This is a genomic window from Croceicoccus naphthovorans (assembly GCF_001028705.1).
Classification (GTDB): domain Bacteria; phylum Pseudomonadota; class Alphaproteobacteria; order Sphingomonadales; family Sphingomonadaceae; genus Croceicoccus; species Croceicoccus naphthovorans.
In genome coordinates, this window is the sequence record NZ_CP011770.1 from 3,397,737 (window position 1) to 3,422,563 (window position 24,827).

The following is a 24,827-nucleotide window of genomic DNA, read 5'->3' on the forward strand; positions in this document are numbered from 1 at the left end:
GCGGGCGATTATGCGCCGGGCGCGGAGTCCGGGTCAATCGATCGGACAGGCCCTGTGGGTATCGCGCCGGGGCGGCTCAACCCGTCGATGGCGGCCCAGCCATGTGGGGCAAGGGTGTGGGCGCGTCTCGCAGTCATACCGCCGAGCATCACGACCGGCACCTGCGAGTCCCTTGCGATCAGCATGGCGCGCACCGGGCCGAGCGTTTTGGCACCGGGATGCGAGCGTGTGGCAAAGACGGGCGATAGCATGACAACGTCGGCTTTCGCGCGGTGGGCAGCCGCGAGTTCGCGCAGGGAGTGCACGGTGGCGATCCGCATCAGTCCGCGTGGGCGGCCAAGCCGGTTCGGTGCGCCGTAAATCCCGTCCGCGCCCCAGCGTCGCGCGGTGGCACCATCATCTGCCAGGGCCAATACGATGCCCCGATACCGTGCAATCCGGGCCAGCGCATCGAAACGCGCCTGCCGCGCATCCGGCCCCAGATGATAGTGTCGGAACACGAGCCCGCTGCCCTTCGGCAAGCGGCGCAGTGCGCCCTCTAGCCCCGCATCGTTGCGCGCATCGGAAATCAGCCACAATTTCGGAAGGGTCTGGCAACGGCGCATCGCATCGCTATAGCAGCGCGCCATGGCCGAAACACCTCTTGCCGAAGTTCGCGATCATCTCGCCCGCGCCGCAAAGATCGCGCGCCGCAAACCCGACGATATCGCGCTGGTCGCGATCAGCAAGACCAAGCCCGCCGAGGACATCGAGGACTTGCTGCAACAGGGCCACCGCCTGTTCGGCGAAAACCGCGTGCAGGAAGCGCAGGCGAAGTGGCCCGACCTGAAATCGCGCTATCTCGATGTCGAATTGCACCTTGTCGGCCAGTTGCAGTCGAACAAGGCGGACGATGCGGTGGCGCTGTTCGATGCGATCCATTCGCTCGACAGGCCCAGCCTTGTAAAGGCGCTGGCCAAGGCATTTGAAAAGGCCGGACGGACCGTGCCGTGCTTCGTGCAGGTCAACATCGGCGAAGAAGAGCAAAAGGGCGGCTGCGCCATTGCCGACCTGCCGAACTTGCTGGCCGAGGCGCGCAATGCGGGCATCCCGGTCGCGGGCCTAATGTGCGTGCCGCCCGCCGATGTCGAACCTTCGCCCTATTTCGCGCTGCTGGCGAAGCTGGCCGCCGACAACGGGCTGACCGGCCTGTCGATGGGCATGAGCAGCGACTACGAGGCGGCCGTAAAGCTTGGCGCGACGCATGTGCGCGTCGGCTCCGCCCTGTTCGGTGCGCGGGGCTGAGGAACCGCGTCATCGCGCTCCCGTTCTCTTCCACAGAAGGAGACAGCATGAGCGAGATCACGATCACCCGGAACGACGGGCAACGCCGCGGGGCCTATCACGCGACGGTCGAAGGCCATCCGGGGCAGGCCGAGCTTACCTACGTCAAGGAAGGGGGCGGCGTGCTGGCCGCCGATCACACCTTCGTCCCGAACGACCTGCGCGGGCAGGGCGTGGCGGGCAAGCTGGTCGAACGGCTGATCGACGACGCGCGCGAGGGTGGGCACAGGATCAGGCCGGTGTGCAGTTACGTCGTCGCGGCATTCAAGCGGCACCCGGAGTGGGAAGACTTGCGCGCCTGAGAGCTGGATTCATCGTGTAAAAAGAGTAGTCTGACCCGCAGAACCCTGTGCGAATCGCGCGCAGGGCAGAAACGTTTGCTGTCCAATTTGGGGGAGACAGAAGCGATGTCTTTTTTGCGTACTACCGGAACCGTCCTGACCACCGCCGCCGCCATTGGCCTGGCCGCCACGCCTGCAATCGCGAAAAAGGCTGCCTCGTTGCAGGACCTGAACGGCGCCCGCGCCGCCGGCGCCGAATCCGAATTGCAGTCGCGCGGTTGGAAATATGTCGATGGGCACAAGGGCGGCTATGGCGCGGCCTATTCGAACTGGTGGCACCACGACAGCCGCAATTGCGTGCAGGTCGAAGTGATGGACGGCCACGTGATGACCATCAACGACGTGACCGCGCAGGATTGCGGGCATAGTGAGCATGGCAGCGGTGCTGGCACGGCGGTTGCCGCCGTCGCGGGTGCGGCCCTGCTGGCAGCGCTGGTCAGCCACAAGTCGCACCACCACGACGATAACAAGCACGACGACGATGCCGAAGCCGAGGCGTTGTACGAGCGCGGCTATACCGATGGGCTGCACAATGTGGCTTATCACAATTCGGGCCGGTCGGACGCTTACAGCTCCGGCTATTCGGCGGGTGTCGACCAGCGCACGGCGAACACCGGGCACCATCACGGCAGCGGCGGCTATCGCGCAAAGGCTGAATTCAAGGATCTGACGGGCGCCCGCGCAGCCGGGGCGGACAGCACGCTGACCAGCCGCGGTTTCGCCAATGTCGATGGGTTCAAGTCGGGGTCGACCGCCTATACGATCTGGTCACGCCCGCAGTCGAACCAGTGCCTGCAAATGACCGTCGCCGACGGGCACGTTTATGACATCAGCGACATCGGGCATCACCCCAAGTGCTGATCGCTTTGTAGGTCGCGCAAACGAAAACGGGGCGGAACGCGCAATGCGTTCCGCCCCGTTTTCGTTCAGGTCTATCCAATCAGGGGCAGCCCGGCTTTTTGCTTTTCGACGGGCAGTTGACCGGTTTGGGATCGGTTGTGCCAGGGTCGACAGGATCAACGGGATTCGAAGGATCATTGGCGTTCGGCCCGCCCTGACCGCCCCCATTGCCTTGACCGTTGCTCGTCCCGCTTTGCGAGGCGAGCGCGTTGGTCGAATCGAGTTCTTCGGAAAAGCTGGAGCCCGAGTGCGAAACGTTCGCGCCCAGAACCAGTGCCGCCGCGCCGATGCCGGGCCCCACGACTGCAATGATCAGCGCGTATTCCGCCGCCGACCCGCCGCTTTCATCTTTCCAGAACCGCTTGAACATCGAAACGCTCTTTCCTTCGTCGTCCGAACACCGGATTCGACATGGGCCAGATACGCCTGTCGTCAGCGCGGACGAAGCGAAGTCATTTCGATGACGGAACTCTTCATCTCTGTAACGGACAGCCGCAAGAATGCTGACTTCTAGGGACGACAGGTTAAAAAGCGATCAATCTGCGATCAGGGCGGTCCGATCGCGGTTTTCCGGGCGCTATCCACGGCTTTGCCGGGGCTGAACGGCGCAAGTGGTTTTCTTGCGCCCCCGATCTCTGCCAAGGCGGGTGCATGGCCGAGCCGAGCGACCAGACTTATCCCGCCAACTTCGATCCCTATGCCGAGTACGAGCGGGTCGATTATCCCGACTTCGTGCCCGAGCCGGTGACATTCGGCCCGGCGCCGGACGAGGCGACATTGCTGGAACAGCTTCATGCGGTGTTCGGGTTCCGCACCTTTCGCGGCGTGCAGCAGCAGGTCGTGGACCGGGTTTTGCGCGGCGAATCGACATTGGCCGTCATGCCTACGGGCGCGGGCAAGTCGCTGACCTATCAGTTGCCCGCAACGATGGTGGGTGGGACGTGCGTGGTGATCAGTCCGCTGATCGCGCTGATGCACGACCAGTTGCGCAGCGCAGAGGCCAACGGCATCCGCGCCGCGACGCTGACCAGCGCGGACGAGAACCGTGCGGAGACGGTAGCGCGCCTGCGGGCGGGAGAGCTGGACCTGCTCTACGTCGCGCCCGAACGCGCCAGCCAGCCGCATTTCCGCGAATTGCTGGGCCAGTGTCGCATTGCACTGTTCGCGATAGACGAGGCGCATTGTGTGTCCGAATGGGGCCACGATTTCCGCCCGGACTATCGCCTGCTCCGCCCACTGATGGACCTGTTTCCGGGCGTGCCGCGCCTTGCGCTGACCGCGACGGCGGATGCACATACGCGGTCTGACATCCTGAACCAGCTGGGCATTCCGGAAGAGGGCATGATCGTCGCCGGGTTCGACCGGCCCAACATCCGGTATACGATCCGTCCGCGTGAAGGTCTGACGCAGCAATTGCGTCGGTTGCTGGCGGCCAATCCCGGTCCCGGCATCGTCTATGCCCCGACCCGTGCCGCGACCGAACGGCTGGCCGAGGCGCTTTCTGACGGTAGGCGCGAGGTGCGCGCCTATCACGCAGGTCTGCCGCCGGAGGTGCGCGCGGCCAACCAGTCCGCCTTCGTTGCCAGCGAGGACATGGTAATTTGCGCCACCGTCGCCTTTGGCATGGGTATCGACAAGCCCGACGTGCGCTTCGTCGCCCACGCGGGCCTGCCGAAATCGATTGAGGCCTATTACCAGGAAACCGGCCGCGCGGGCAGAGACGGCGATCCGGCAACGGCGCACCTGTTCTGGGGCGCGGACGATTTCGCCCGTGCGCGGATGCGGGTGCAGGAGGTGGAGGAGGTGCGCCAGCAGGGCGAACGCACGCGGCTGTCGGCGCTGGGCGCACTGGTCGAGACTGCCGGCTGTCGCCGCGCGATCCTGCTGCGACATTTCGGCGAAACCCCGCCCGAAACCTGCGGCAACTGCGACAATTGCCTCGAACCGCCGAAGTCGGTCGATGCGACGGTGGTGGCGCAGAAGTATCTCTCCGCCGTGGCGCGCACGCGGCAGATGTACGGGGCGGGCCATATCGAGAGCGTGCTGCTGGGCCAGCATAGCGACCGCGCCAGCCAGCAGGGACACGATACGCTGTCGGTCTTTGGCATTGTCGAAGGCGAGGAAGCGGCGCTGCTGAAACCTGTGCAACGTGCGCTGCTGGTGCGCGGGGCATTGTTGCCGACCGAGCATGGCGGGCTGATGCTGGGGCCGGAGGCGCGGACATATCTGAAGGGTGAGCAGCCGCTAGACCTCGTCCTGCCGCCAAAGCGCGAACGGGGGCGGGGTCGTAAGACCGGAGGACAGGCGCTCAACCCCGTGGGCGATCCGTTGTTCGATGCGCTTCGCGAATTGCGCCGTGACATGGCGAAGGAGAACGGCGTGCCGCCCTATGTCATCTTCCACGATTCGGTCCTGCGCGACATGGCCGGGTTTCGCCCGCAAAGCCGCGAGGCGCTGGCCGATCTGCCAGGCATCGGGGGCAAGAAGCTCGACGCCTATGGCGAGCAGTTCCTGACCGTCATTCGACAGCATTCCTGACGCGCTTGCCCAAATCCCAGAATTGATATAAATGTAGTATCATATTTATATCGTATAGGGGGATTTCATGGAACTCAAGTCAATGGATACCAGCACCGAATCGGGTGCGAGCACGACCAGCGGTTATCCGGTGCTGCTGGCGATTGCGGCAATGCTGGTGGTGATCGCCTACGAGGTGCTGGTCGCGGCCTACCCATCACCGGTGATCCTGATCGCGGCGGGCCTGATCTTCGCCTTCCTCAGTTCCGGCTTTTATATGCTGCAGCCCAACCAGGCATCGGTCATCACCCTGTTCGGGTCCTATCGCGGCACCGATCGCAAGCATGGGCTACGCTGGGTCTGGCCGTGGATGGGGCGCAAGAAGGTCAGCGCGCGGGCGAACAACATCCATTCCGAGCGGATCAAGATCAACGACAAGCGCGGCAATCCGATAGAGATCGCCTGCAACGTCGTGTGGCGCGTGCGCGATACGGCGCAGGCGACGTTCGATGTCGACGATTATCGCGAATTCGTGAACATCCAGATCGAGGCGGGTCTGCGCACCGTCGGTTCGCGCCACCCCTATGACGATATCGAGGAAGGCGAGGTCACGCTGCGCGGCGATAGCGACCAGGTGAATAGCGAACTGCTGACCGAGCTGAACGAACGGCTGAAGGTCGCCGGAATCGTCGTGGACGAGGCGGGGCTGACCCACCTTGCCTATGCGCCCGAAATCGCCGGGGCCATGCTGCGCCGCCAACAGGCCGAGGCGGTGATTGCCGCGAGGGCCAAGCTGGTGCTGGGTGCGGTTTCGATGGTGGAAATGGCGCTGGCCAAGCTCTCCGAGGACAACATCGTTCATCTCGACGACGAGCGGCGGGCGGCAATGGTCTCGAACCTGATGGTCGTGCTGTGCGGCGAACGCGATACGCAGCCGATCGTGAACGCCGGCACACTGTACAACGGATAACGGGAGCAGGCCTTCGTGCCAAAACCCTTGCCGCCATCACGCAAATCATTTGCCTTGCGGCTCGACCCGGCGCTTCATGCCGAGGTCGAGCGCATGGCCGCGCGCGACCTGCGCTCGGTCAACGCCGAGATCGAGTTCCTGCTGCGCGAAGCCCTTGCCAAGCGCGGCGTGAAGGTCGCTGTCAGCGAGCAACCACGCCGGGGTCGCCCTCTGAAACAGGAGGACTGAGATGCTTCACATCATGCTGCGCCGCCATGGTTTCGAGAACAGGCGCGTGCCGACCGCCACTATCCGCATGATCGTCCTTGGATCGGCGGTAATGCTGGCGCTCGGCATCGCGCTGCGGCTGTCCTAGGCTTCCGGGGTCAGCGGCTCCCCCCGCGTCTTCCACAGTGAATAGCCGACGCCGCCTGCGATCAGCGCGAAGGTCACGCCAAGGCTGATCGCGGGTGGGAACTTGGCCCCGCCCAGCAGGAAGTCCGCCACGAAAATCTTGCCTCCGATAAACACCAGAACCGACGCCAGCGCATATTTCAGGTAGGCGAAGCGGTTGATCATTGCCGCCAGCGCGAAATAGAGCGCGCGCAGGCCGAGGATGGCCATGATGTTCGAGGTGTAGACGATGAACGTGTCGGTCGTGATCGCGAAGATCGCGGGCACCGAATCGACCGCGAACACCAGATCGGCCAGATTGATGACTACCAGCGCCAATAGCAGCGGCGTCGCCGCGCGAGTGATCTTGCCGTTGGCATCGGGCACCCGCACGAAGAACTTCTGCCCGTGCAGTTCCTTCGTCACCCGCATGTGGCGGCTGATCCAGCGGACCGCCGGGTTGTTGCCGATGTCGGGATCGTGGTCGCTGGTGAAGAACATCTTCACGCCGGTGAACACCAGGAACGCGGCGAAGATATACAGTACCCAGTAGGCTTCCTGCACCAAGGCAGCGCCGCCCGCGATCATCAGACCGCGCAGCACGATGACCGCCATGATGCCCCACAGCAGGGCGCGGTACTGGTACTTTGCCGGGATGGCGAAAAAGGTGAAGATCAGGCTGATCACGAAGACGTTGTCGATCGACAGCGCCTTTTCGATGAAGAAGCCGGTGTAGTACTGCATCCCGGCCTCGCCGCCCTTGGCGTGCCAGACCCATGCGCCGAACAGCATTGCGATGCCGATGTAGAAGGCCGTCAGCTTCAGCGATTCGCCGATGCCCATCTCGCGATCCTCTTTGTGGAGGATGCCGAGGTCGAACGCGGTCAGCGCCGCGACGAGGGCGAGGAAAGCGAGCCAGAACCAAGCAGGCGTGCCCAGCCAGTCTGCGAAGAGAAATTCCATCGGTGCTCTCCCAATCAGGCGTGGATCGGCAGGGGGTGGCTGGACAGCCGCCGCAGCCGGTTTTTCAGCGCGGCCTTGCGCAAGGCCAGGCGCGCGATTTCGAGTCGATCGCGGCGGGTGCGCTGGGCGCGGCGGAGCTGATCGTCGAGCCTTTGCAGACGTTCAAGCAGGCGGAAGAAACGGTCGGACATCATATTCCCTTTCGAAACGAATGGCGTTCGATCGGGTGAGGGCGATGATCCAGTTGGGCTTGCGGGGCTATTTGAACAGCCCGGACTGGCATCGGTCTTACCCGATGCGGTCCGACATCACGTGGCGTTTTCCGGCAATGACCCTTGGGCTGCTGCCAACAACGCCGCGCCAGAGGGGCCCGGTCCCGCGAGGGGCAATGTGCGGGCTTTGCGAGCCGAATGCAAGGGACTCGCCAATCGCGGGGCTAGAGCAGGTGCCCGGTCCGGTCGCGCTTGGTGTCGAGATAGCGGGCGTTGTGGGGGTTGGCTGGCAACTGGTGTGGCACGCGTTCGATGACGTTGACGCCCACGGCCTGCAACGCCGCGACTTTCTCAGGGTTGTTGGTCATCAACCGGATCGCCGGAACGCCCAAGAGGGACAGCATCCGTGCCGCCACCGGGAAATCGCGTGCCTCTGTCGGCAGGCCCAGCCGGTTGTTGGCATCGACCGTGTCATAGCCCTGATCCTGCAACCGATAGGCGCGCAGCTTGTTGATCAGGCCGATCCCCCGCCCTTCCTGTCGCAAGTAGAGCAGGACGCCATAGCCGCCCTTGTCGGCCTCTTCCGCCATTGCCGCCAGCGCGGCATCGAGCTGCGGGCCGCAATCGCACTTCAGGCTGGTGAGCACGTCGCCGGTCAGGCATTCCGAATGCAGGCGGACCAGCGGCGTGGCCTCGGACCGCTGTTCGCCCACGATCAGCGCCACATGTTCGCGCAAATCGTCCGGCGCGCGGAAGGCGACAATCTCGCACGCCTCGGCCGCGGCGGTCGGCAGGTGGGCGCGGGCTTGAACCGTCAGGCGGTGCGGGTCCTGAAACGCGGCCAGGTCGGCGACGTCGCAGTCCACGACGTTCTCCGCCGGATCGGGATCGACGAGGAAGCAAGGCAGCACCCCGGCCAATCGCGCCAGCGTCATTGCCGCTTGCGCCGCCTCGTTCGCTTCCAGCGGTTGCGCGCGGAACGGCCCGGCCAGCGGGTGCAACAGGTCTTGCGACGGATCGGCCAGTCCGCGCGCCAGAGGCAACGTGAACGGTTCTGCCGCGCGGATCAGGGCCGGGGCATCGGGCACGGCAGCATCGCGCTGGTTGGCCAGCTTCAGCGTCACGGCGCGGGCTGCAGAAAGGAGAAGGCGCGGCGCGGTGGTCTGCCCGCTTTCATACCCGGTTTCCGCGCAGAGCAGCGTCAGCGCCCCGTCCGACCCGCTGATGCGGATCGGCCACCCGTGGCGCAGCGCGTCGATCACCTGCGCGGCGCGGCGGGGCCCCCGACCTATGTCGTTCTCGGTCACCGCTTCCTCACAGGGCGAACTCGGTGATCAGCGGTACGTGGTCCGAAGGCTGCTCCCACTTGCGCGTTTCCTCGACGAAGCGGTGTGAGACCGATTGCGCTGCTAGATCGGGCGACGCCCACATGTGATCGAGCCTGCGCCCCTGATCCTTCTGCCGCCAGTACGAGCGGTATGACCACCACGAGTAGTTGCGTTCGGGCGCGGGGATGTGCTTGCGGCCCAGATCGACCCAGCCATGCGCATCGGCCAGCTTGCCAAGCGTCTCCACCTCGATCGGGGTGTGGCTTACGACCTTCAGCAGCGCCTTGTGATCGTAGACGTCGCATTCCAGCGGCGCGATATTGAAATCGCCGACCAGCAGCGTGGGTCGGTCGATCTTGTCCGCCCAGCGGGTCATGCGCTCAAGGAAATCCAGCTTCTGACCAAACTTCGGGTTCACCTCGCGGTCTGCGACGTCGCCGCCGGCGGGGATATAGACGTTTTCAAGGATCATGCCCTGACCCTTGCCGTGCAGCTCTACGCCGACGTGACGCGCCTCACCATTGTCTTGCCAGTCGTGGCGGCTGAATTCGGTGAAGGGCACTTTGCTGACGGTGGCGACGCCGTGATAGCCCTTTTGCCCGTGGATCGCGCGGTGGGCATAGCCCAGCGCTTCGAACGCATCGTGCGGAAACAGGTGTTCGGCGACCTTGATCTCTTGCAGGCACAGCACATCGGGGGCCTGTTCGGTCAGAACCTTGGCCACCTGGTCGATCCGCAGGCGGACCGAGTTTATGTTCCATGTCGCGATGCTGAGATTGCTGCCGGTCATGGCCATGCGCAATAAGGCCCCTGCGGCCAAAGTCCACTACCGCCGGAAATGGCGCCGAAAATGGAAAACCCCCGACCCGGGGGCAATGGGTCGAGGGTTCCATTCGCGTTCGTCACGCTCGGCAAGATGCGTTCGTATCGGAACCGGGCAACAGGGGGGAAACCCGGACCTGCGCATCTTGTCTGAACATTTTTAGCGGTTGGGCCTGTCGCGCAGATGAACGGTAACCAACGGTTCACCGCAACTCGTCGCCCCCGCCGCACGGCCCGGCGTTCAATCGCGCCAAACCTGTCAGGAAGCGACGCGAAGCTGAACGAATGACCTCAACGCTTGGTGCGGGCACGGACGTCCTTGAACATGAAAGTGCCGTTGCCGATGTCCATGCCATAACGCTGATTGGTAAGGTCGATGCGTGTCATCTTGTTTTGCGAATCGACAGATACCCACCCGGCAAGCTGCATGCCGCCCGGGGCACTGGCCTTACGCTCGAAAATCATCGTCATCGTGCCGTATTCGGGATGCTTGGGATCGCGAATGCGGACGCTGGTCACGCCGGGGTGGTTGGTCGGCATCAGGGTACCGTACTTGCTGATGTCGCCATCGGGCTGAAGTAGAGCGCCCAGCGGACTGTTCTTGATCGGCCAGACCTGCTTTTGATTCACTTCATAATCCAACATCGTCAGGCGGCTGCCGTCGGACACGATGAGAACGGGCACGTCCTTCTGGTACTCGAAGCGGATCTTGCCCGGGCGCTTTAGCGCCATCGTGCCGCGAACCTGCTGGCCGCTACGGTCGGTCTGGGTAAAGCTGGCGCGCATCGTGCTGATGGCGCGCAGGGCCTTAACCGCCTCCTCCATCTTGGTGGATTGCGCGGCCGCCGCGGGAACGACGGGGGCAACTAGCGCGGCTGGAGCGGCAAGGGCGAGCAACCCGGCGCCAAGCGCGCGGGCGGTGCGATTCGTGAGTTTGTTCATAATCATCCCGGTTTATCTAACAGTCGGGCATTTAACCCGCCGTGAACCGGGGGCGTTCCCGCAGGTTTGCGGGATTCGCCGATAAATCGCGCGCCCGATACGATAAATCGAGCCGCGCGAGGCGGAGGCGCGAACCTCCGCCGCGCAAGATCACTTGATCTTGGCTTCCTTGAAGTCGACATGCTTGCGCACGACGGGATCGTACTTCCGCTGGACCATCTTCTCGGTCATGTTGCGGGGGTTCTTCTTGGTTACGTAGAAGAAGCCGGTGTCGGCGGTCGATACCAGCCGGATCTTGACGGTTGCGGGCTTCGCCATGGCGTTTTCCTGATACTTCCTTGGTGCGCGCGGCTGGCTTTTGGCCTGCCTCGCGAACGATCAAACTCGCGGGTTCATCTAAAAAGCGAAAAGCGGGAATCGCATCTCTGCGCCCGCAATGCGGTGGGGCCTTTGCGCGAAAGGGGCCGTCAAGTCAAGCGGTGCGGCCCCGTTGGCGGGCCAGTCTTGTCACAGGCACCCAAACGAAAACGGCGCCGGATCGCTCCGGCGCCGTTCCCACTTGCAACAGGCAAAGCTTATTGCGGCGTGGCGTCCATATCGTCGGCCGCTTCTTCCATAGCGTCCTTCGTCTCTTCGCCCTGTTCTTCGACGGCGTCGGCCTGCTCTTCCATACCGGCGTCTTCCATCGCGTCAGCGGTCGCTTCCGCTGCTTCATCGATGGCTTCGGCCTGGTCTTCCATCTGGTTCTCTGCCGGGCTGTCGCAAGCGGCGAGGGTCAGGCCAAGGGCGGCGGCGGCCGCAACGGAAATAATCTTCTTCATGGTAAGTTTCCCCTTTACGTAAAGGAGGGGCGACAGGATTGCTGCCGCCCCCGATTTTCATTGCTTATCGGTTATTAGCGAACCGAACCGCGACGAAACAGGTTGACGATCGCCAGAAGGACGACGGCGCCAAGGAAAGAAAACAGCAGAGCCGAGAGGCTGAAGCCGTTCATGATGGTGTCGCCACCGACGACGAGGCCAGCAAGCAGTGCGCCGACGATGCCGACGACGACGTTGAGCAAAATGCCCTGCTGCGCGTCGGTCCGCATGACGATGCTGGCGAGCCAGCCGATGATGCCACCGACGATGATCAGAATAATGATACCCATCGTTCAGGTCCTTTGTTTATTAGCGTTTGCTTAAGGAACGTGGACGACGCGGGATTGGTTCCAGACCGTGTGGAAAACTCGACGAATGGAGTGAGAAAATTCCGGGCTATTCACCGGTAGCCCAAGGAAATCAGCTGTTTGCCGCAAATCCCAGCCATATGAGGGCGGCGGTGCCCGCAACGATGCGATACCATGCAAAAGGTGCGAAACCGGCCCTGCTGACATAGGCGACGAAGGCGCGGATTACGATCAGCGCCACGATGAAAGAGACGACGAAGCCGATCGCGATCTCGCCCCAGCCCACCGTCATGTGACCGCCCGCCAGTTCGTCGCGGTACTGCCAGATTTCCAGTGTGCTGGCGCCCAGCATCGTGGGGATGGCGAGGAAGAAGCTGAATTCCGCAGCCGTTCGCCGTTCGATCCCCATCGCCAGCGCGCCCATGATCGTCGCGCCAGACCGGCTGACGCCCGGGATCATCGCAAGGCACTGAATAAAGCCGACGCCCAGCGCCTGTTTCACCGGCAGTTGACCGATGCCGCTGGGCGGGCCTTCCTTGGCCACTTTTTCGATGACGAGAATGGCGATGCCGCCCGCGATCAGCGCCCATGCGACGATGCTGGGGCTGCCCAGCATGATGTCGATATAGTCTTTCATCAGCAGGCCGATGATCGCCGCCGGCATGAAGGCGACGAGCAGGTTCACGACGAAGCGGATCGATTCGGGGTGGCGTTGGAAAATGCCGGTGCCCGCCGCCCAGAACGTGCGCCAGTACTGCACGACAACCGCCAGGATCGCGCCCAGCTGGATGACGACGTTGAACACCTTCCACTCCTCTGCATCATAGCCGAACAGCGCGGATGCGAGGATGAGGTGGCCGGTCGAAGAGACCGGGATGAATTCGGTAAGCCCCTCGACAATTCCGAGGAGGACGGCAGTCAGCGCGAGATTTTCCATGCGCCGCGACGGGTCGCCCGGCGCATGCCCCGTGTCAAGCAAGGATCACGGGAAATGCGCCGGGATGAGCCCTGTTACCACATGTGGACGCGATCTTCCGGGGCAAGGTACATCGCATCGCCCGGCTTGACGTCAAACGCCTCGTACCACGGGTCGAAGTTGGCCAGCACCACGTTGGTCCGCGCCTTGTCGGGCGAGTGCGGGTCAGTTTGTAGGATGTTGCGGGTCAGCTCTTCGGTCCACAGACCGCGATTGCCCAGCGCATAGGCGATGAAGAAGCGCTGGTCGCCGGTCAGCCCGTCGATCACCGGCGCTTCCTGGCCGTTCAGGCTGACTTTGTACGCGTCATAGGCGATGCGCAGGCCCGCAAGGTCGGCGATGTTCTCGCCCAGCGTCAGCTTGCCGTTGATGCAGGTCTTGCCATCGTCCAGCGGGCAGAACGCATTGTACTGCTCGATCAGCTTGGCGCCGGCCTTGTCGAACTCGGCGCGATCCTGTTCGGTCCACCAGTTGCGCAGCACACCACCGCCGTCATAGCGTGAACCCGAATCGTCGAACCCGTGGCTGATCTCGTGTCCGATCGTCGATCCGATGATCGCGTAGTTCACCGCCGGATCGGCGGAAAGCGAGAAGTTCGGCGCTTGCAGATAGGCCGCCGGGAACACGATCTCGTTCAGGAGCGGGCTGTAATAGGCGTTCACCGTCTGCGGTGTCATCCCCCACTTCAGCCGGTCGACCGGCTCGCTCAGGTCTTCCAGCTGTTCCTGCCAGCCCCACTTGGCCGCGGCGAGCGAGTTGGCGAGCGGATCGCTGGCGGTGATTTCAAGTCCGTCGTAATCCTCCCATTTGTCGGGATAGCCGATCTTGACGTTGATCTTGCCCAGCTTGTCCAGCGCCTGCGTCTTGGTGTCCGCGCTCATCCAGCTGAGGTTCTGGATACGCGCGCCCATCGCGGTCTTCAGATTGCCGACCAGCTCGACCATCTTGGCCTTCGCCTCGGGCGAGAAGTTGCGTTCGACGTAAAGCTTGCCGACGCCTTCGCCAAAGCGGCTGTTGATCAGCGAAATGCCGCGCTTTTCACGCGGACGCTGAATCTTCGCGCCTGACAGATAGGTGCCGTAAAAGTCGAAGGCGGCCTTCTCGATGTCCTGCGGCAGGACCGACGAATAGCCGCCGATGATGTTGGCCGCGGCCCATGCCTTCCAGGTGGCAAGATCGGTATTGCCGATCAGCTGCGTGAAGGCGGGAAAACCGCCGCCCAGCTTGGCCACGTCGGCAGGGGTCAGGCCCAGTTCCTCGGCCTCGCCCGGTTCTAGCGGGACTTCGTCGACGATCATGGTGTCGAGCGAGCCGACGCCCAGCGTGTCGAAATAGGTCTGCATCGGGAACTTGTTCGACCAGCTGTCGATCACGGTGCGCTTGGTGGGGTTGTAGAGAATGCGCGGATCGTCAGAGATGGTGCGATCCCAGTCGGTTACCGCCATGCGGCGTTCCAGCGCATAGACGGCATCGGCGGCGGCGGCAGGGTCTTCGTAGCCCGCCTTGCCCAGCATGAAGGTCAGGTATTCCTTGTACTTGGCGCGCATCTCAAGGTTCTTCTCGTTGTCGACGAGATAGTTGTCCCGGTCGGGCAGGCCGAGGCCGCCGGTCCAGATGTTGAAGATGTTGACGTTGGGCGCCATGTGGTCGGAATGGACGCTGATCGAGAACGGATCGGGCATGCCCGGCGTTGCGAAAAAGCGGGCAAGATCGTCATAGGTGTTGATCGCCCATACTGCATCGAGCAGCGGCTGCGCCGGGGCCATGCCGCGCGCATCGATGGCTTCGCGGTCGACATACGCGGCATAACTGTCGCCGACCTTCTGCTCGATCGTGCCCTTGGCGGCGTCGCTTTCGCTCATCTCGGTGATGATCTGTTCGACCTGACTTTCTGCCTTGAGCCGAAGGTCGGTCACGACACCGTATGAAGAGAACTGCGGCGGGATCACGGTGACCGCGTCCCACTTGCCGTTGACGTATTCGTGGAAATCGTCACCCGGATTGATGCTGGTGTCGATATCGGCTGGGTCGAAGCCCATCGCCGGCCACGTCATCGGATCGGGATCGACCGGCGCGGCAGGGGCGGCATCCTGCGCCAGCGCGGGCGCGGCGATGATCAGGGCAATGGCCGAGCAGCCGGCGGCAAATGTCTTGTTGAGCATGAGGGTCTGTCAGTCCGTTTCAGCGAAAGTCGATGTGTCTGGATACCCGCAGCGGTCCGCGCTGCCGATGTCGTTCATCGGTTTCTATTGATACTTTATCGATGAACCGGGCCTGTCCGGCGGTCAAGAGGCGGCTTCTGCGCCCGTCTGACCTTTGGCCGCGTCGAACCGCGATTCGTCGAACTGCAACCGCGCCAGCCGTGCATAGAGCCCGCCCGCCGCGCTCAGCGTATCGTGATCGCCGATCTCTACGACGCGGCCTTCGTCCATCACCACGATCCGGTCAGCCGCCCGAACGGTGGCCAACCGGTGGGCGATGACCAAGGTGGTCCGGCCCTGCATCAAATGGTCGAGCGCGGACTGCACCAGTCGCTCGCTCTCGGCATCCAAAGCACTGGTCGCTTCGTCCAGCAGCAGGATGGGGGAATCGCGCAGGATGGCGCGGGCGATAGCGATCCGCTGGCGCTGCCCCCCCGACAGGCGTGCGCCGCCTTCGCCGATGAAAGTGTCCAGCCCTTGCGGCAGATCGCGCAGGAACGTCTCTGCATTGGCGGCGCGGGCAGCTTCCCAGATCGCCTCGTCAGTCGCCTGCGGTGCGCCGTACTGGATATTGTAGCGTGCATCTGCCGCGAACAGCACCGATTCCTGCGGCACCAGCGCGATGCGCTGGCGAATCGCGGCCGGATCGGCGCGGGTGAGCTCCACGCCGTCGATCCGCACGCTGCCCGCCTGTGGATCGCGAAAGCGGGCGACCAGCTGGAACAGCGTGGACTTCCCCGCGCCCGACGGGCCGACGATGGCGATGGTCTCGCCCGGCTCGATCGTCAGCGAGAAATCCTGCAAGGCCGCCTGATCGGGGCGTGCCGGATAGCGGAAGGTCACATTCTGGAACGCGATGGCCCCGCGCGGCGGGACGGGCAAGGTCTGCGGGCGTTCGGGCGGGGCGATGGATGGGCGCGCGTCTAGCAATTCGCCCATCCGCTGCGCAGCCCCGGCGGCGCGAAGCAGACTGCCATAGACCTCTGTCAGCGACCCGAACGCCCCGGCGACCAGCCCGACGGTAATGACGAAAGCCGCGATGGTGCCACCGGTGATATTTCCCGCCGCAACTTCGATGGCGCCCTTCCACAACAGCAGCGTGATGGCGCCGAAGATCAGGAAGATGACGATCCCGGTCAGCACCGACCGCATGCGGATACGCTGAGCGGCGGTGTCGAAGCTGCGCTCTACCGCGTTGCGAAAGCGGGCGCGTTCGCGATCTTCCTGATTGAACGCCTGCACCACCTGCATCGCGCCCAGCACTTCCCCCGTCATCGCGCCGACATCTGCGATGCGGTCCTGGCTCGATTTCGACAGATCGCGAACCTTCCGCCCGAACCACAGGATGGGCAGGATGACCGCCGGTATCGCCAGCAGCAGATAGATGCTGAGACCCGGGGCGAGGATGAACATATAGATCGTGCCGCCGATCGCGGTCACGATATTGCGCAAGGCGACGGAGACGGTGCTGCTGACAGTCTGTTCGATGATCGCGGTATCCGCCGTCATGCGCGAGGCGATTTCGCCGGGGCTGTTTTCCTCAAAAAACGCGGGCGGCATGTCCAGAAGGTGGCGGTTCACCCGCACGCGCAGATCGGCGACCACCCGCTCACCCAGCCACGACACGAAATAGAACCGTAGCGCCGTGCCGATGGCCAGCACGACTACGATCATCAGCAAGTACTGAAACCAGCGCCCGATCTCGCCGCCGCCGGTAAAGCCCCGGTCGATGATCAGCTTGAAGCCCGAGGGGATCGCCAGCGTTGCGGCAGAGGTGATCAGCAGCGCGGCCAGCGCCGCCGCCACGATCCACGGATAGGACCGCGCCGCCTGTACGATCAGGCGCAGCGGTGCGACGCTGCGCGAAGCCTGTCCGGCCGGTTCTGTCCCGGCGGCTTCTTCCGTTCGGCGGCGCTTCCTCGCGTTCATGGCGCGCGCCCTAGACCAAACGCGCGGCAAGGCAAAGCCTTACCAACGGACAGTGGCGCAAACCCGTGAATTGCCCGAACAAGATCGTTTCGCACTGGCAAAAAGTTCGATTGTGCATTGCAACGAAGCGAAGCTGAGCCGATATTCAGATTGCCGGGGAAAGCGGAGGAGCACGCATGCTTTACGGAATGTACGAACTGCAAAAGGCTTGGTTGTCGTCGGCAAGCGCCGGGGCATCGGTCGTGTCGGAGTGGTTGGGCAACCCCCGCAATCCCTTGGGGTACACCGGTTTCGGCCCTGCGGTTTCGTCGGCTCTGGAAGTGTTTTCGCATGCCGCTGCCCCGCGCGGCAAACCGGCGTTCGGCATCGATTCCGTCACCTGCAATGGCAAGGATTACGAAGTTGTCGAATCGGACGTGCTCCACCGCCCATTCGGCAACCTGAAGCGGTTCAGCCATGCCGGCCTGCCCAAGGATGCGCCCCACCTGCTGATCGTTGCGCCGATGAGCGGGCACTATGCCACGCTGCTGCGCGGTACGGTCGAGCGGATGGTCGAGAACGCCGTCGTTTACATCAGCGACTGGGCCGATGCGAAGCTGGTGCCGATGTCGGAAGGCAAGTTCGACCTCGACGACTATATCGACTACGTTATCGAGTTCCTCGAACACATCGGCCCCGGCGCGCACCTCATGGCGGTGTGCCAGCCATCGGTCCCCGCTTTTGCCGCCACCGCCATCATGGCCGCGAACAAGCATCCGTGCCGCCCTGTCACGCTGACCATGATGGGCGGCCCCATCGACACGCGCGAGGCGCCGACCGAGGTCAACGACATGGCGACCGGTCGCCCGATGGCGTGGTTCAAGCAGAACCTGATCCAGACCGTGCCGCTGCATTATCCGGGTGCGGGCCGCCGGGTCTATCCGGGGTTTCTGCAACTGGCCGGGTTCATGAGCATGAACCTCGGCAACCACATGATGAGCCACTATGCGATGTTCAAACATCTGGTGGTGGGCGACGGCGAAAGCGCCGAGGCGACGAAGATTTTCTACGACGAATATCTGGCCGTCTGCGACATGACGGCGGAATTCTACCTTCAGACGGTGAACGCGGTATTCAAGGAATACCTCCTCCCGCGCGGGCTCTTGACCCACCGGGGCGAGACCATCGACCTTGGCGCGATCACCGACACCGCGATCCTGTGCATCGAGGGCGAGCGCGACGATATCTCGGGCGTGGGCCAGACCAAGGCGGCGCTGACCCTGACCCCGAACCTGCCGGACGCGATGAAGCGTTACCATCTTGCCCCCAAAGTCGGGCACTATGGCATCTTCAACGGGTCGAAATGGCGGGCGACCATCGCGCCCATCGTCGAAGGCTGGATGGCGGGCCATGCGCGGGGCAGGCTTCAGGCCGTCGCCTGATCGCATAACTCCGAAACCGCTGCCGCGCGGTTAGCACCGCGTTTACCGTTCCTGTTTAAGACATCTTCTGGTCCTCTAGGCCAAAAGAAGTATCATGAACGCCCTATTCGGATTCCTTGCCCTGATGCTGCGTGTTGCCGGTGCGCTTGCCGGAGTTGCCGTGGGCTTTCTACTGACCGATGCGCAGCTGCATCAGGCGCTTTTGGCCGCAGGGCTGGAAGGGCAGGTGAATGTGCAGGCCGCGCGGATTGCGCTTCACGGCTTTGCGGGCATTCTCGGCTATGTGGTGATGACCAAGGTTACCGGCATCGCGTTCAACACGCGTTCGGCCCCGCCGGGCACGCGGCGTCAGGCCGCCGCCGCCGTGCCGCGCCTGCGCCGCCATCTGGTTGAGGGCGAGGCCAAGCCGCAGTCCTCTGCCGTGCCGCAGTACGAAGACCCGAACCCCGCGCCGACAAAGCCGGTGCCGGTATCGTTCCGCGAGCTGGGGCTGGAGCATCCTTCGGCCAGCGAATATCCCGAACCCGCAGGGGTCGCGCATGAAGCGCCGCGCAAGGATGGCGGCGACGATCACCTCTTCGAACCGCGTGGAGAGCGCCCCGACAGCGCGGGCAGCGCGTCTGACGAGTGGGACGAAACCCCGCCGCCGGTTACCCGCGCGATGCCCGAACCAAGCGCGGCCCGACCCGCAGAGACTCGCCCCATCGATCCCCCGCAGCCGCCTGCGCCGCTTGCTTTCGAGACCGTGGCAGAGCCCGAGCCACTTGCCGAACTGGCGCAAGCCGCGTGGAGTGAGCCGGTTCCCGACGCCGAGAATACCCCCGAATGGCACGCCGCCGTGGCGCAGTGGCCAGAGGAAGTGCCGTTTCCAGGACCGCGCTATCCGGGTGACACCGCGATATATGGCACGGTACCGGCGGGAAAGGTGGACGCCCACGACGAACCGACGCCAGAGGCCGAGGCATGGCCAGAGAGTATGTTCGCCGGCGAAGAAACCGAGTTCTCCTCTTGGTCGGGGCCGAAAGAGCAAACAGCCGAACCCGCAGCGGCTTGGGAAGAGGGCGATTCGCCTCCCGACCTGCCCCGCTCGCTGTTCGGTGGCGCGGGGGAGGACCCGGCAGAGCCGGATTGGCCGGTCGAAGCAGAACCTGCGGAGTCAGAGCCTTCCGTTTCGGCGATCGAACCGAGGCCTGAGCCGGACGCGATCGCAACGCCCGAACACGCGCCAGAGCCGATACCGACCCCGCAACCTGCCTATCGCCCCGAACCTGTTGCCACAGCACCGACCGCCGCGCCCGGCTTCGACATGACCTCGGCCCAGCCTGATTGGTACGATGGGGCGGGCGATGAAGAGGAAGACGCCGACGACGATGGCGCGGGCTATGGCTCGCTGATCGATGTCGGTCTGGGCAAAAGCCATGCAGCGCGCGGCCCTGCTACACGTCCGGGTGAGGCGGGCATGCCGCCATCGCTGCTGGCGCCGTCCGGCGGCGGGGGAATCAGGCCGCAGGGCAAGCCGCAGGATTTCCGCCTGCGCGAGGCACTGGACGAATTGGCGCGTTTGAGCGACTCATCGCGATAAGCGTTCGTCACATCTAAGCCGTTGAATTCACGTGGGGACCGCTCTCGGCATGGCTTGGGGCATGTCATTTTGCGGCTATGTGCAGTTGCAAAAACTGCTTTGTATCGTCATGGGGGTCCGGTGCGCCATTTCGCTGCGTGATCGCGGCGGGTGAGTCGCCATTTATTTCCGGACACTGGGGTCCGGGCCCCGACAGGATAGGTGACAATGGGTTTTCCGCCGGTTCAAGGCCTCTACGATGCGCGCAACGAACATGACGCCTGTGGCGTGGGTTTCATCGCCCATATTAAAGGCGATAAATCCAACGCGATTGTTAAACAGGGCCTGACCATTCTGGAAAACCTTGACCATCGCGGTGCGGTGGGCGCTGACCCGTTGCTGGGCGACGGGGCAGGTATCCTGATCCAGATGCCCGATGCGTTGTTCCGCAAGTGGGCCGATACCAACGGCAAGACCCTGCCGCCCGCGGGCGATTACGCGGTGGCGATGTGCTTCCTGCCGCAGGACGATGCCGCGCGCGAATTCATCGTGAACCGGTTTGAAACGTTTATCGCCAAGGAAGGTCAGGACCTGATCGGCTGGCGCGACGTGCCGACCACGCTGGACGGGCTGGGCAAGACGGTCATCGCCGAAATGCCGGTTATCCGTCAGGCGATCATCGGTCGTGGCGGCCCGTGCAAGGATCAGGACGCGTTCGAGCGTAAGATCCTCGCCATCCGCAAGCAGGTGCAGAACCCGCTCGAATCGCTGGCGCAAAAGCATGACCTGCCCGGCCTGACCGAGCTTTACATGCCGAGTTTTTCGAGCCGGACCATCGTGTACAAGGGCTTGCTGCTCGCCAACCAGGTCGGCAGCTTCTACGACGACCTGCGTGATCCCGACTGCACCTCGGCGCTTGCGCTGGTCCACCAGCGGTTCAGCACCAACACCTTCCCCAGCTGGAAGCTGGCGCAGCCGTTCCGGCTTATCGCCCACAATGGTGAAATCAACACGGTTCGCGGCAACGTGAACTGGATGAACGCGCGCCGCCGCACGATGGAATCGCCGCTGTTGGGGTCCGATCTCGACAAGATGTGGCCGATCATCCCGCATGGCCAGTCGGACACCGCGTGCCTCGACAACGCACTCGAACTGCTCCTTGCCGGTGGCTATTCGCTCAGCCACGCGATGATGATGCTCATCCCCGAGGCTTGGGCCAAGAACCACGAGATGGATCCGGCCCGCCGCGCGTTCTACGAATATCATGCCGCGTTGATGGAGCCGTGGGACGGCCCCGCCGCCGTCGCCTTTACCGATGGTCGCCAGATCGCCGCGACGCTGGATCGTAACGGTTTGCGCCCCGCGCGCTATTGCGTGACCAGCGACGATCTTGTCTGCATGGCTTCGGAAAGCGGCGTATTGCCGTTCGACGACGATTCGATCACCCGCAAGTGGCGTCTGCAGCCGGGCAAGATGCTGGTCATCGACCTCGATCAGGGCCGCATCATCGAGGATGAGGAGGTCAAGGCAGAGCTTGCCGCCGCGCAGCCCTATGCCGACTGGCTGAACCATTCGCAGTACAAGCTGGAAGATCTCGACCCGCTGGAGCCGGATGCAGAGGACGTTCCCGTTCCCGTCGGTGAACTGCTCGATCGCCAGCAGGCATTCGGCTACACGCAGGAAGACGTTTCGAAGTTCCTTGAGCCGATGCTGTTCAACGGCGACGATCCGATCGGATCGATGGGCACCGATACGCCCATTGCCGTCCTGTCAAAGCGTTCGCGCCTGCTCTACGACTATTTCAAGCAGAACTTCGCTCAGGTCACCAACCCGCCGATCGATCCGATCCGCGAAGAACTGGTGATGAGCCTGCTGTCGATGATCGGTCCGCGTCCGAACCTGCTGGGCAAGGAAGCCGGCACGCACAAGCGGCTGGAAATCAGCCAGCCGATCCTGACCAACGCCGATCTCGCCAAGATCCGTTCGGTAGAGGAAGTGCTGGACGGTGCATTCCGCACTGCCACCATCGACATCACCTGGGATGCCAGCACCGGGGCCGACGGGCTGGAGCAGGCGATCAAGGAAATGTGCTGGTCCGCAACCGAAGCGGTGCTGCAGGACAAGAACATCCTGATCCTCTCCGACCGTGCGCAGGGCCCCGATCGCATTGCGATGCCCGCATTGCTGGCGACGGCAGCGGTCAACGCGCATCTGATCCGTCAGGGCCTGCGTATGCAGACCGGCCTTGTCGTCGAAACCGGCGAAGCGCGCGAAGTGCACCACTTCTGCGTGCTGGCGGGTTACGGCGCGGAAGCCGTGAACCCCTACCTCGCGTTCGAGACGCTGGAGCATATCCGCGTCGAGAAGGAAGCCCCGCTGGAGGCTTACGAGGTCGAGAAGAACTACATCAAGGCGGTCGGCAAGGGCATCCTGAAGGTCATGTCCAAGATGGGCATCTCGACCTATCAGTCCTATTGCGGCGCGCAGATCTTCGACGCGGTCGGTCTGTCGACCAAGTTCATCGACGCCTACTTCACCGGCACCGCGACCACGATCGAGGGTGTTGGCCTTGCCGAAGTGGCGCAGGAAACCGTGCGTCGTCACCAGGCGGCCTATGGCCAAGAGGAAATCTACCGCAATCAGCTCGATGTCGGCGGTATTTATCAGTATCGCATCCGTGGCGAAGACCACGCCTGGACCCCGGCGACGATCAGCAACCTTCAGCACGCGGTGCGCGGCAACAACTATGCCACGTACGAGGAGTACGCGAAGGACATCAACGAGCAATCGGAACGCCTGCTGACGATCCGCGGCTTGATGGATCTGAAGAAGGCGGATGAGCCTCTGCCGCTCGATCAAGTGGAATCGGCGGAAAGCATCGTAAAGCGGTTTGCGACCGGCGCGATGAGCTATGGCTCGATCAGCTGGGAAGCGCACACGACGCTGGCACTGGCCATGAACCGGATCGGCGGCAAGTCGAACACCGGTGAAGGGGGTGAGGATCCGATCCGTTTCAAGCCGCTCGAAAACGGCGACACGATGCGTTCGGCGATCAAGCAGGTTGCTTCGGGCCGCTTCGGCGTCACCACCGAGTATCTCGTCAACGCCGACGACATCCAGATTAAGATGGCGCAGGGCGCAAAGCCCGGCGAGGGTGGCCAGCTGCCCGGACACAAGGTCGACAAGATCATCGGCAAGACGCGGCACTCCACGCCGGGCGTAGGCCTGATTTCGCCCCCGCCGCACCACGACATCTACTCGATCGAGGATCTGGCACAGCTGATCCACGACCTGAAGAACGTGAACCGGCAAGCGCGCATCTCGGTCAAGCTCGTCTCTGAAGTCGGCGTCGGCACGGTCGCCGCGGGCGTTTCGAAGGCGCGGGCGGACCATGTCACGATCTCTGGTTATGAAGGCGGCACGGGCGCGTCCCCGCTCACGTCCTTGACGCACGCCGGCTCTCCTTGGGAAATCGGCCTTGCCGAGACGCAGCAGACGCTGCTGCTCAACGATCTGCGTTCGCGCATTTCGGTGCAGGTCGACGGCGGCCTGCGCACCGGGCGCGACGTCGCCATCGGCGCTCTATTGGGCGCGGACGAGTTCGGCTTCGCCACCGCCCCGCTGATCGCGGCAGGCTGCATCATGATGCGCAAGTGCCACCTGAATACCTGCCCGGTCGGCGTCGCGACGCAGAACCCGGAGCTGCGCAAGCGCTTCACCGGTCAGCCGGAGCACGTGATCAACTACTTCTTCTTCGTGGCCGAAGAGCTGCGCAAGATCATGGCCGAGATGGGTTTTGCCACGCTCGACGAGATGATCGGCCGGGTCGACCGGATCGACATGAAAAAGGCGATCACCCACTGGAAGGCCCAGGGCATCGACCTGTCGAAGCTGCTGCACCAGGTGGAAGTGCCCGAAGGCAAGCAGCTGTTCTGGACCGAGACGCAGGATCATGGCCTCGATGCCGCGCTCGACAACGACCTGATCGCCGCCAGCGCACCCGCGCTGGAAAAGGGCGAGAGCGTCCGCATCGACCGCGAGATTCGCAACGTGAACCGCACGACCGGCACGATGCTGTCGGGTGAAGTCGCCAAGAAATACGGCCACGCCGGCCTGCCCGACAACACGATCCGCGTGAACTTCACCGGCGTTGCGGGGCAGTCGTTCGCGGCATGGCTGGCGCACGGCGTCACGCTGGACCTTGTCGGCGACGGCAACGACTATGTCGGCAAGGGCCTGTCGGGCGGCCGCGTCATCGTCCGTCCACCCGAAGGCGCGCCGCGCGAACCGGGCGACAACATCATCGTTGGCAACACCGTGCTGTACGGCGCGATTGCGGGCGAGGCCTATTTCAACGGCGTCGCAGGCGAACGTTTCGCCGTCCGCAATTCTGGCGCGATCGCGGTTGTCGAAGGCATTGGCGACCACGGGTGTGAGTATATGACCGGCGGCACCGTACTGGTGCTGGGGCCCACGGGCCGTAACTTCGCTGCTGGCATGAGCGGCGGCATCGCCTATGTTTACGACCCCGACGGCGTGTTCGATAAACATTGCAACACGGCGATGGTGGACCTGCGCGCCGTGGCCAACGCCCGCGACGAAGACGACGGCATCGGCCGTCCGGTTCAGCGCGGTCGCGGGATCGAGGACTTCGGCATGGGCGATCCGCTCTACCACGATGCGGAACGCCTGAAGGTCCTGCTCGAACGGCACCACCTGCACACCGGCAGTGCGAAGGCGCGGGCGCTGCTCGACGATTTCGACAATGCCGTCACGAAATTCGTGAAGGTGATGCCGCGCGACTACGAAAACGCGCTGAAAAACCTCGAAGCCGAGCGTCTTGCCGCTCAGAGCGAAGCTGCGGAATAAGGGGCAGATACG

Annotated in this window: 23 protein-coding genes; 10 read left to right on the top strand and 13 right to left on the bottom strand. The window is 63.6% G+C overall.

Features of this window, described 5'->3' with window-relative positions:
- Window positions 1–8: 8 nt before the first annotated feature.
- The gene (locus tag AB433_RS16830; protein WP_082134990.1) at window positions 9–629 is read right to left on the bottom strand and encodes a thiamine phosphate synthase; all 621 of its coding nucleotides are present in this window, start codon (window positions 627–629) and stop codon (window positions 9–11) included.
- Between AB433_RS16830 and AB433_RS16835 the strand changes: the two genes are divergently transcribed.
- From AB433_RS16835 to AB433_RS16845, 3 genes are all read left to right on the top strand, one after another.
- Window positions 628–1,284 carry a YggS family pyridoxal phosphate-dependent enzyme gene (locus AB433_RS16835; protein WP_047822667.1) on the top strand — a complete coding sequence of 219 codons (657 nt, stop codon included), beginning with the start codon at window positions 628–630 and terminating at the stop codon, window positions 1,282–1,284. The two genes, AB433_RS16830 and AB433_RS16835, sit on opposite strands and share 2 nt — an antisense overlap.
- A gap of 47 nt (window positions 1,285–1,331) precedes the next feature.
- Window positions 1,332–1,625, top strand: coding sequence for a GNAT family N-acetyltransferase (locus AB433_RS16840; protein WP_047822669.1), 294 nt, complete (start codon window positions 1,332–1,334; stop codon window positions 1,623–1,625).
- Between the two features lie 105 nt (window positions 1,626–1,730).
- On the top strand, window positions 1,731–2,525 hold the full coding sequence (locus AB433_RS16845; RefSeq protein WP_047822671.1) for a hypothetical protein: 795 nt from the start codon (window positions 1,731–1,733) through the stop codon (window positions 2,523–2,525).
- A gap of 79 nt (window positions 2,526–2,604) precedes the next feature.
- Here AB433_RS16845 and AB433_RS21665 read toward each other — a convergent pair whose 3' ends face one another.
- Window positions 2,605–2,934, bottom strand: coding sequence for a Flp family type IVb pilin (locus AB433_RS21665; RefSeq protein WP_053059234.1), 330 nt, complete (start codon window positions 2,932–2,934; stop codon window positions 2,605–2,607).
- A gap of 281 nt (window positions 2,935–3,215) precedes the next feature.
- On the opposite strand from AB433_RS21665, the gene recQ reads away from it, so the two are divergent.
- From recQ to AB433_RS21585, 4 genes are all read left to right on the top strand, one after another.
- The gene (gene recQ / locus AB433_RS16855; protein WP_082134991.1) at window positions 3,216–5,102 is read left to right on the top strand and encodes a DNA helicase RecQ; all 1,887 of its coding nucleotides are present in this window, start codon (window positions 3,216–3,218) and stop codon (window positions 5,100–5,102) included.
- 67 nt (window positions 5,103–5,169) lie between these two features.
- Window positions 5,170–6,051, top strand: a complete 882-nt coding sequence (locus AB433_RS16860; RefSeq protein WP_047822673.1) for an SPFH domain-containing protein — start codon at window positions 5,170–5,172, stop codon at window positions 6,049–6,051.
- A gap of 15 nt (window positions 6,052–6,066) precedes the next feature.
- Window positions 6,067–6,279 carry a type II toxin-antitoxin system antitoxin gene (locus AB433_RS20160; RefSeq protein ID WP_245626698.1) on the top strand — a complete coding sequence of 71 codons (213 nt, stop codon included), beginning with the start codon at window positions 6,067–6,069 and terminating at the stop codon, window positions 6,277–6,279.
- A 1-nt stretch (window position 6,280) separates the two neighbouring features.
- Window positions 6,281–6,406 carry a hypothetical protein gene (locus AB433_RS21585; RefSeq protein ID WP_260181952.1) on the top strand — a complete coding sequence of 42 codons (126 nt, stop codon included), beginning with the start codon at window positions 6,281–6,283 and terminating at the stop codon, window positions 6,404–6,406.
- Here AB433_RS21585 and AB433_RS16870 read toward each other — a convergent pair.
- The 11 genes from AB433_RS16870 to AB433_RS16920 form a co-directional block, all read right to left on the bottom strand.
- Window positions 6,403–7,386, bottom strand: a complete 984-nt coding sequence (locus tag AB433_RS16870; RefSeq protein WP_047822677.1) for a TerC family protein — start codon at window positions 7,384–7,386, stop codon at window positions 6,403–6,405. The two genes, AB433_RS21585 and AB433_RS16870, sit on opposite strands and share 4 nt — an antisense overlap.
- A gap of 14 nt (window positions 7,387–7,400) precedes the next feature.
- On the bottom strand, window positions 7,401–7,577 hold the full coding sequence (locus AB433_RS20685; protein WP_156170871.1) for a DUF465 domain-containing protein: 177 nt from the start codon (window positions 7,575–7,577) through the stop codon (window positions 7,401–7,403).
- A gap of 245 nt (window positions 7,578–7,822) precedes the next feature.
- Window positions 7,823–8,905 carry a GTP cyclohydrolase II gene (gene ribA / locus AB433_RS16880; RefSeq protein WP_245626699.1) on the bottom strand — a complete coding sequence of 361 codons (1,083 nt, stop codon included), beginning with the start codon at window positions 8,903–8,905 and terminating at the stop codon, window positions 7,823–7,825.
- Window positions 8,906–8,912: 7 nt separating this feature from the next.
- Window positions 8,913–9,722 (bottom strand): exodeoxyribonuclease III, encoded by an 810-nt coding sequence (locus AB433_RS16885; RefSeq protein WP_245626700.1) that lies wholly within the window; start codon window positions 9,720–9,722, stop codon window positions 8,913–8,915.
- Window positions 9,723–10,039: 317 nt separating this feature from the next.
- Window positions 10,040–10,690, bottom strand: coding sequence for a LolA family protein (locus AB433_RS16890; RefSeq protein WP_047824385.1), 651 nt, complete (start codon window positions 10,688–10,690; stop codon window positions 10,040–10,042).
- A gap of 150 nt (window positions 10,691–10,840) precedes the next feature.
- The gene (rpmG, locus tag AB433_RS16895; RefSeq protein WP_047822680.1) at window positions 10,841–11,008 is read right to left on the bottom strand and encodes a 50S ribosomal protein L33; all 168 of its coding nucleotides are present in this window, start codon (window positions 11,006–11,008) and stop codon (window positions 10,841–10,843) included.
- Between the two features lie 257 nt (window positions 11,009–11,265).
- A complete protein-coding gene (locus AB433_RS16900) occupies window positions 11,266–11,511 on the bottom strand; it encodes a hypothetical protein (RefSeq protein WP_047822681.1) in 246 nt (81 codons plus the stop codon).
- 74 nt (window positions 11,512–11,585) lie between these two features.
- Window positions 11,586–11,840, bottom strand: a complete 255-nt coding sequence (locus AB433_RS16905; RefSeq protein WP_047822682.1) for a GlsB/YeaQ/YmgE family stress response membrane protein — start codon at window positions 11,838–11,840, stop codon at window positions 11,586–11,588.
- Window positions 11,841–11,970: 130 nt separating this feature from the next.
- Window positions 11,971–12,795 (bottom strand): undecaprenyl-diphosphate phosphatase, encoded by an 825-nt coding sequence (locus AB433_RS16910; protein WP_047824387.1) that lies wholly within the window; start codon window positions 12,793–12,795, stop codon window positions 11,971–11,973.
- Window positions 12,796–12,869: 74 nt separating this feature from the next.
- Window positions 12,870–14,996, bottom strand: coding sequence for a M13 family metallopeptidase (locus AB433_RS16915; RefSeq protein ID WP_047822683.1), 2,127 nt, complete (start codon window positions 14,994–14,996; stop codon window positions 12,870–12,872).
- Between the two features lie 123 nt (window positions 14,997–15,119).
- The gene (locus AB433_RS16920) at window positions 15,120–16,964 is read right to left on the bottom strand and encodes an ABC transporter transmembrane domain-containing protein (protein ID WP_047822684.1); all 1,845 of its coding nucleotides are present in this window, start codon (window positions 16,962–16,964) and stop codon (window positions 15,120–15,122) included.
- A 176-nt stretch (window positions 16,965–17,140) separates the two neighbouring features.
- Here AB433_RS16920 and AB433_RS16925 point away from each other — a divergent pair, with 176 nt between their 5' ends.
- From AB433_RS16925 to gltB, 3 genes are all read left to right on the top strand, one after another.
- Window positions 17,141–18,385, top strand: coding sequence for a polyhydroxyalkanoate depolymerase (locus AB433_RS16925; RefSeq protein ID WP_047822685.1), 1,245 nt, complete (start codon window positions 17,141–17,143; stop codon window positions 18,383–18,385).
- Window positions 18,386–18,479: 94 nt separating this feature from the next.
- Window positions 18,480–19,967, top strand: a complete 1,488-nt coding sequence (locus tag AB433_RS16930; protein ID WP_047822686.1) for a hypothetical protein — start codon at window positions 18,480–18,482, stop codon at window positions 19,965–19,967.
- 207 nt (window positions 19,968–20,174) lie between these two features.
- Window positions 20,175–24,815 carry a glutamate synthase large subunit gene (gltB, locus tag AB433_RS16935; RefSeq protein WP_047824389.1) on the top strand — a complete coding sequence of 1,547 codons (4,641 nt, stop codon included), beginning with the start codon at window positions 20,175–20,177 and terminating at the stop codon, window positions 24,813–24,815.
- Window positions 24,816–24,827 lie beyond the last annotated feature (12 nt).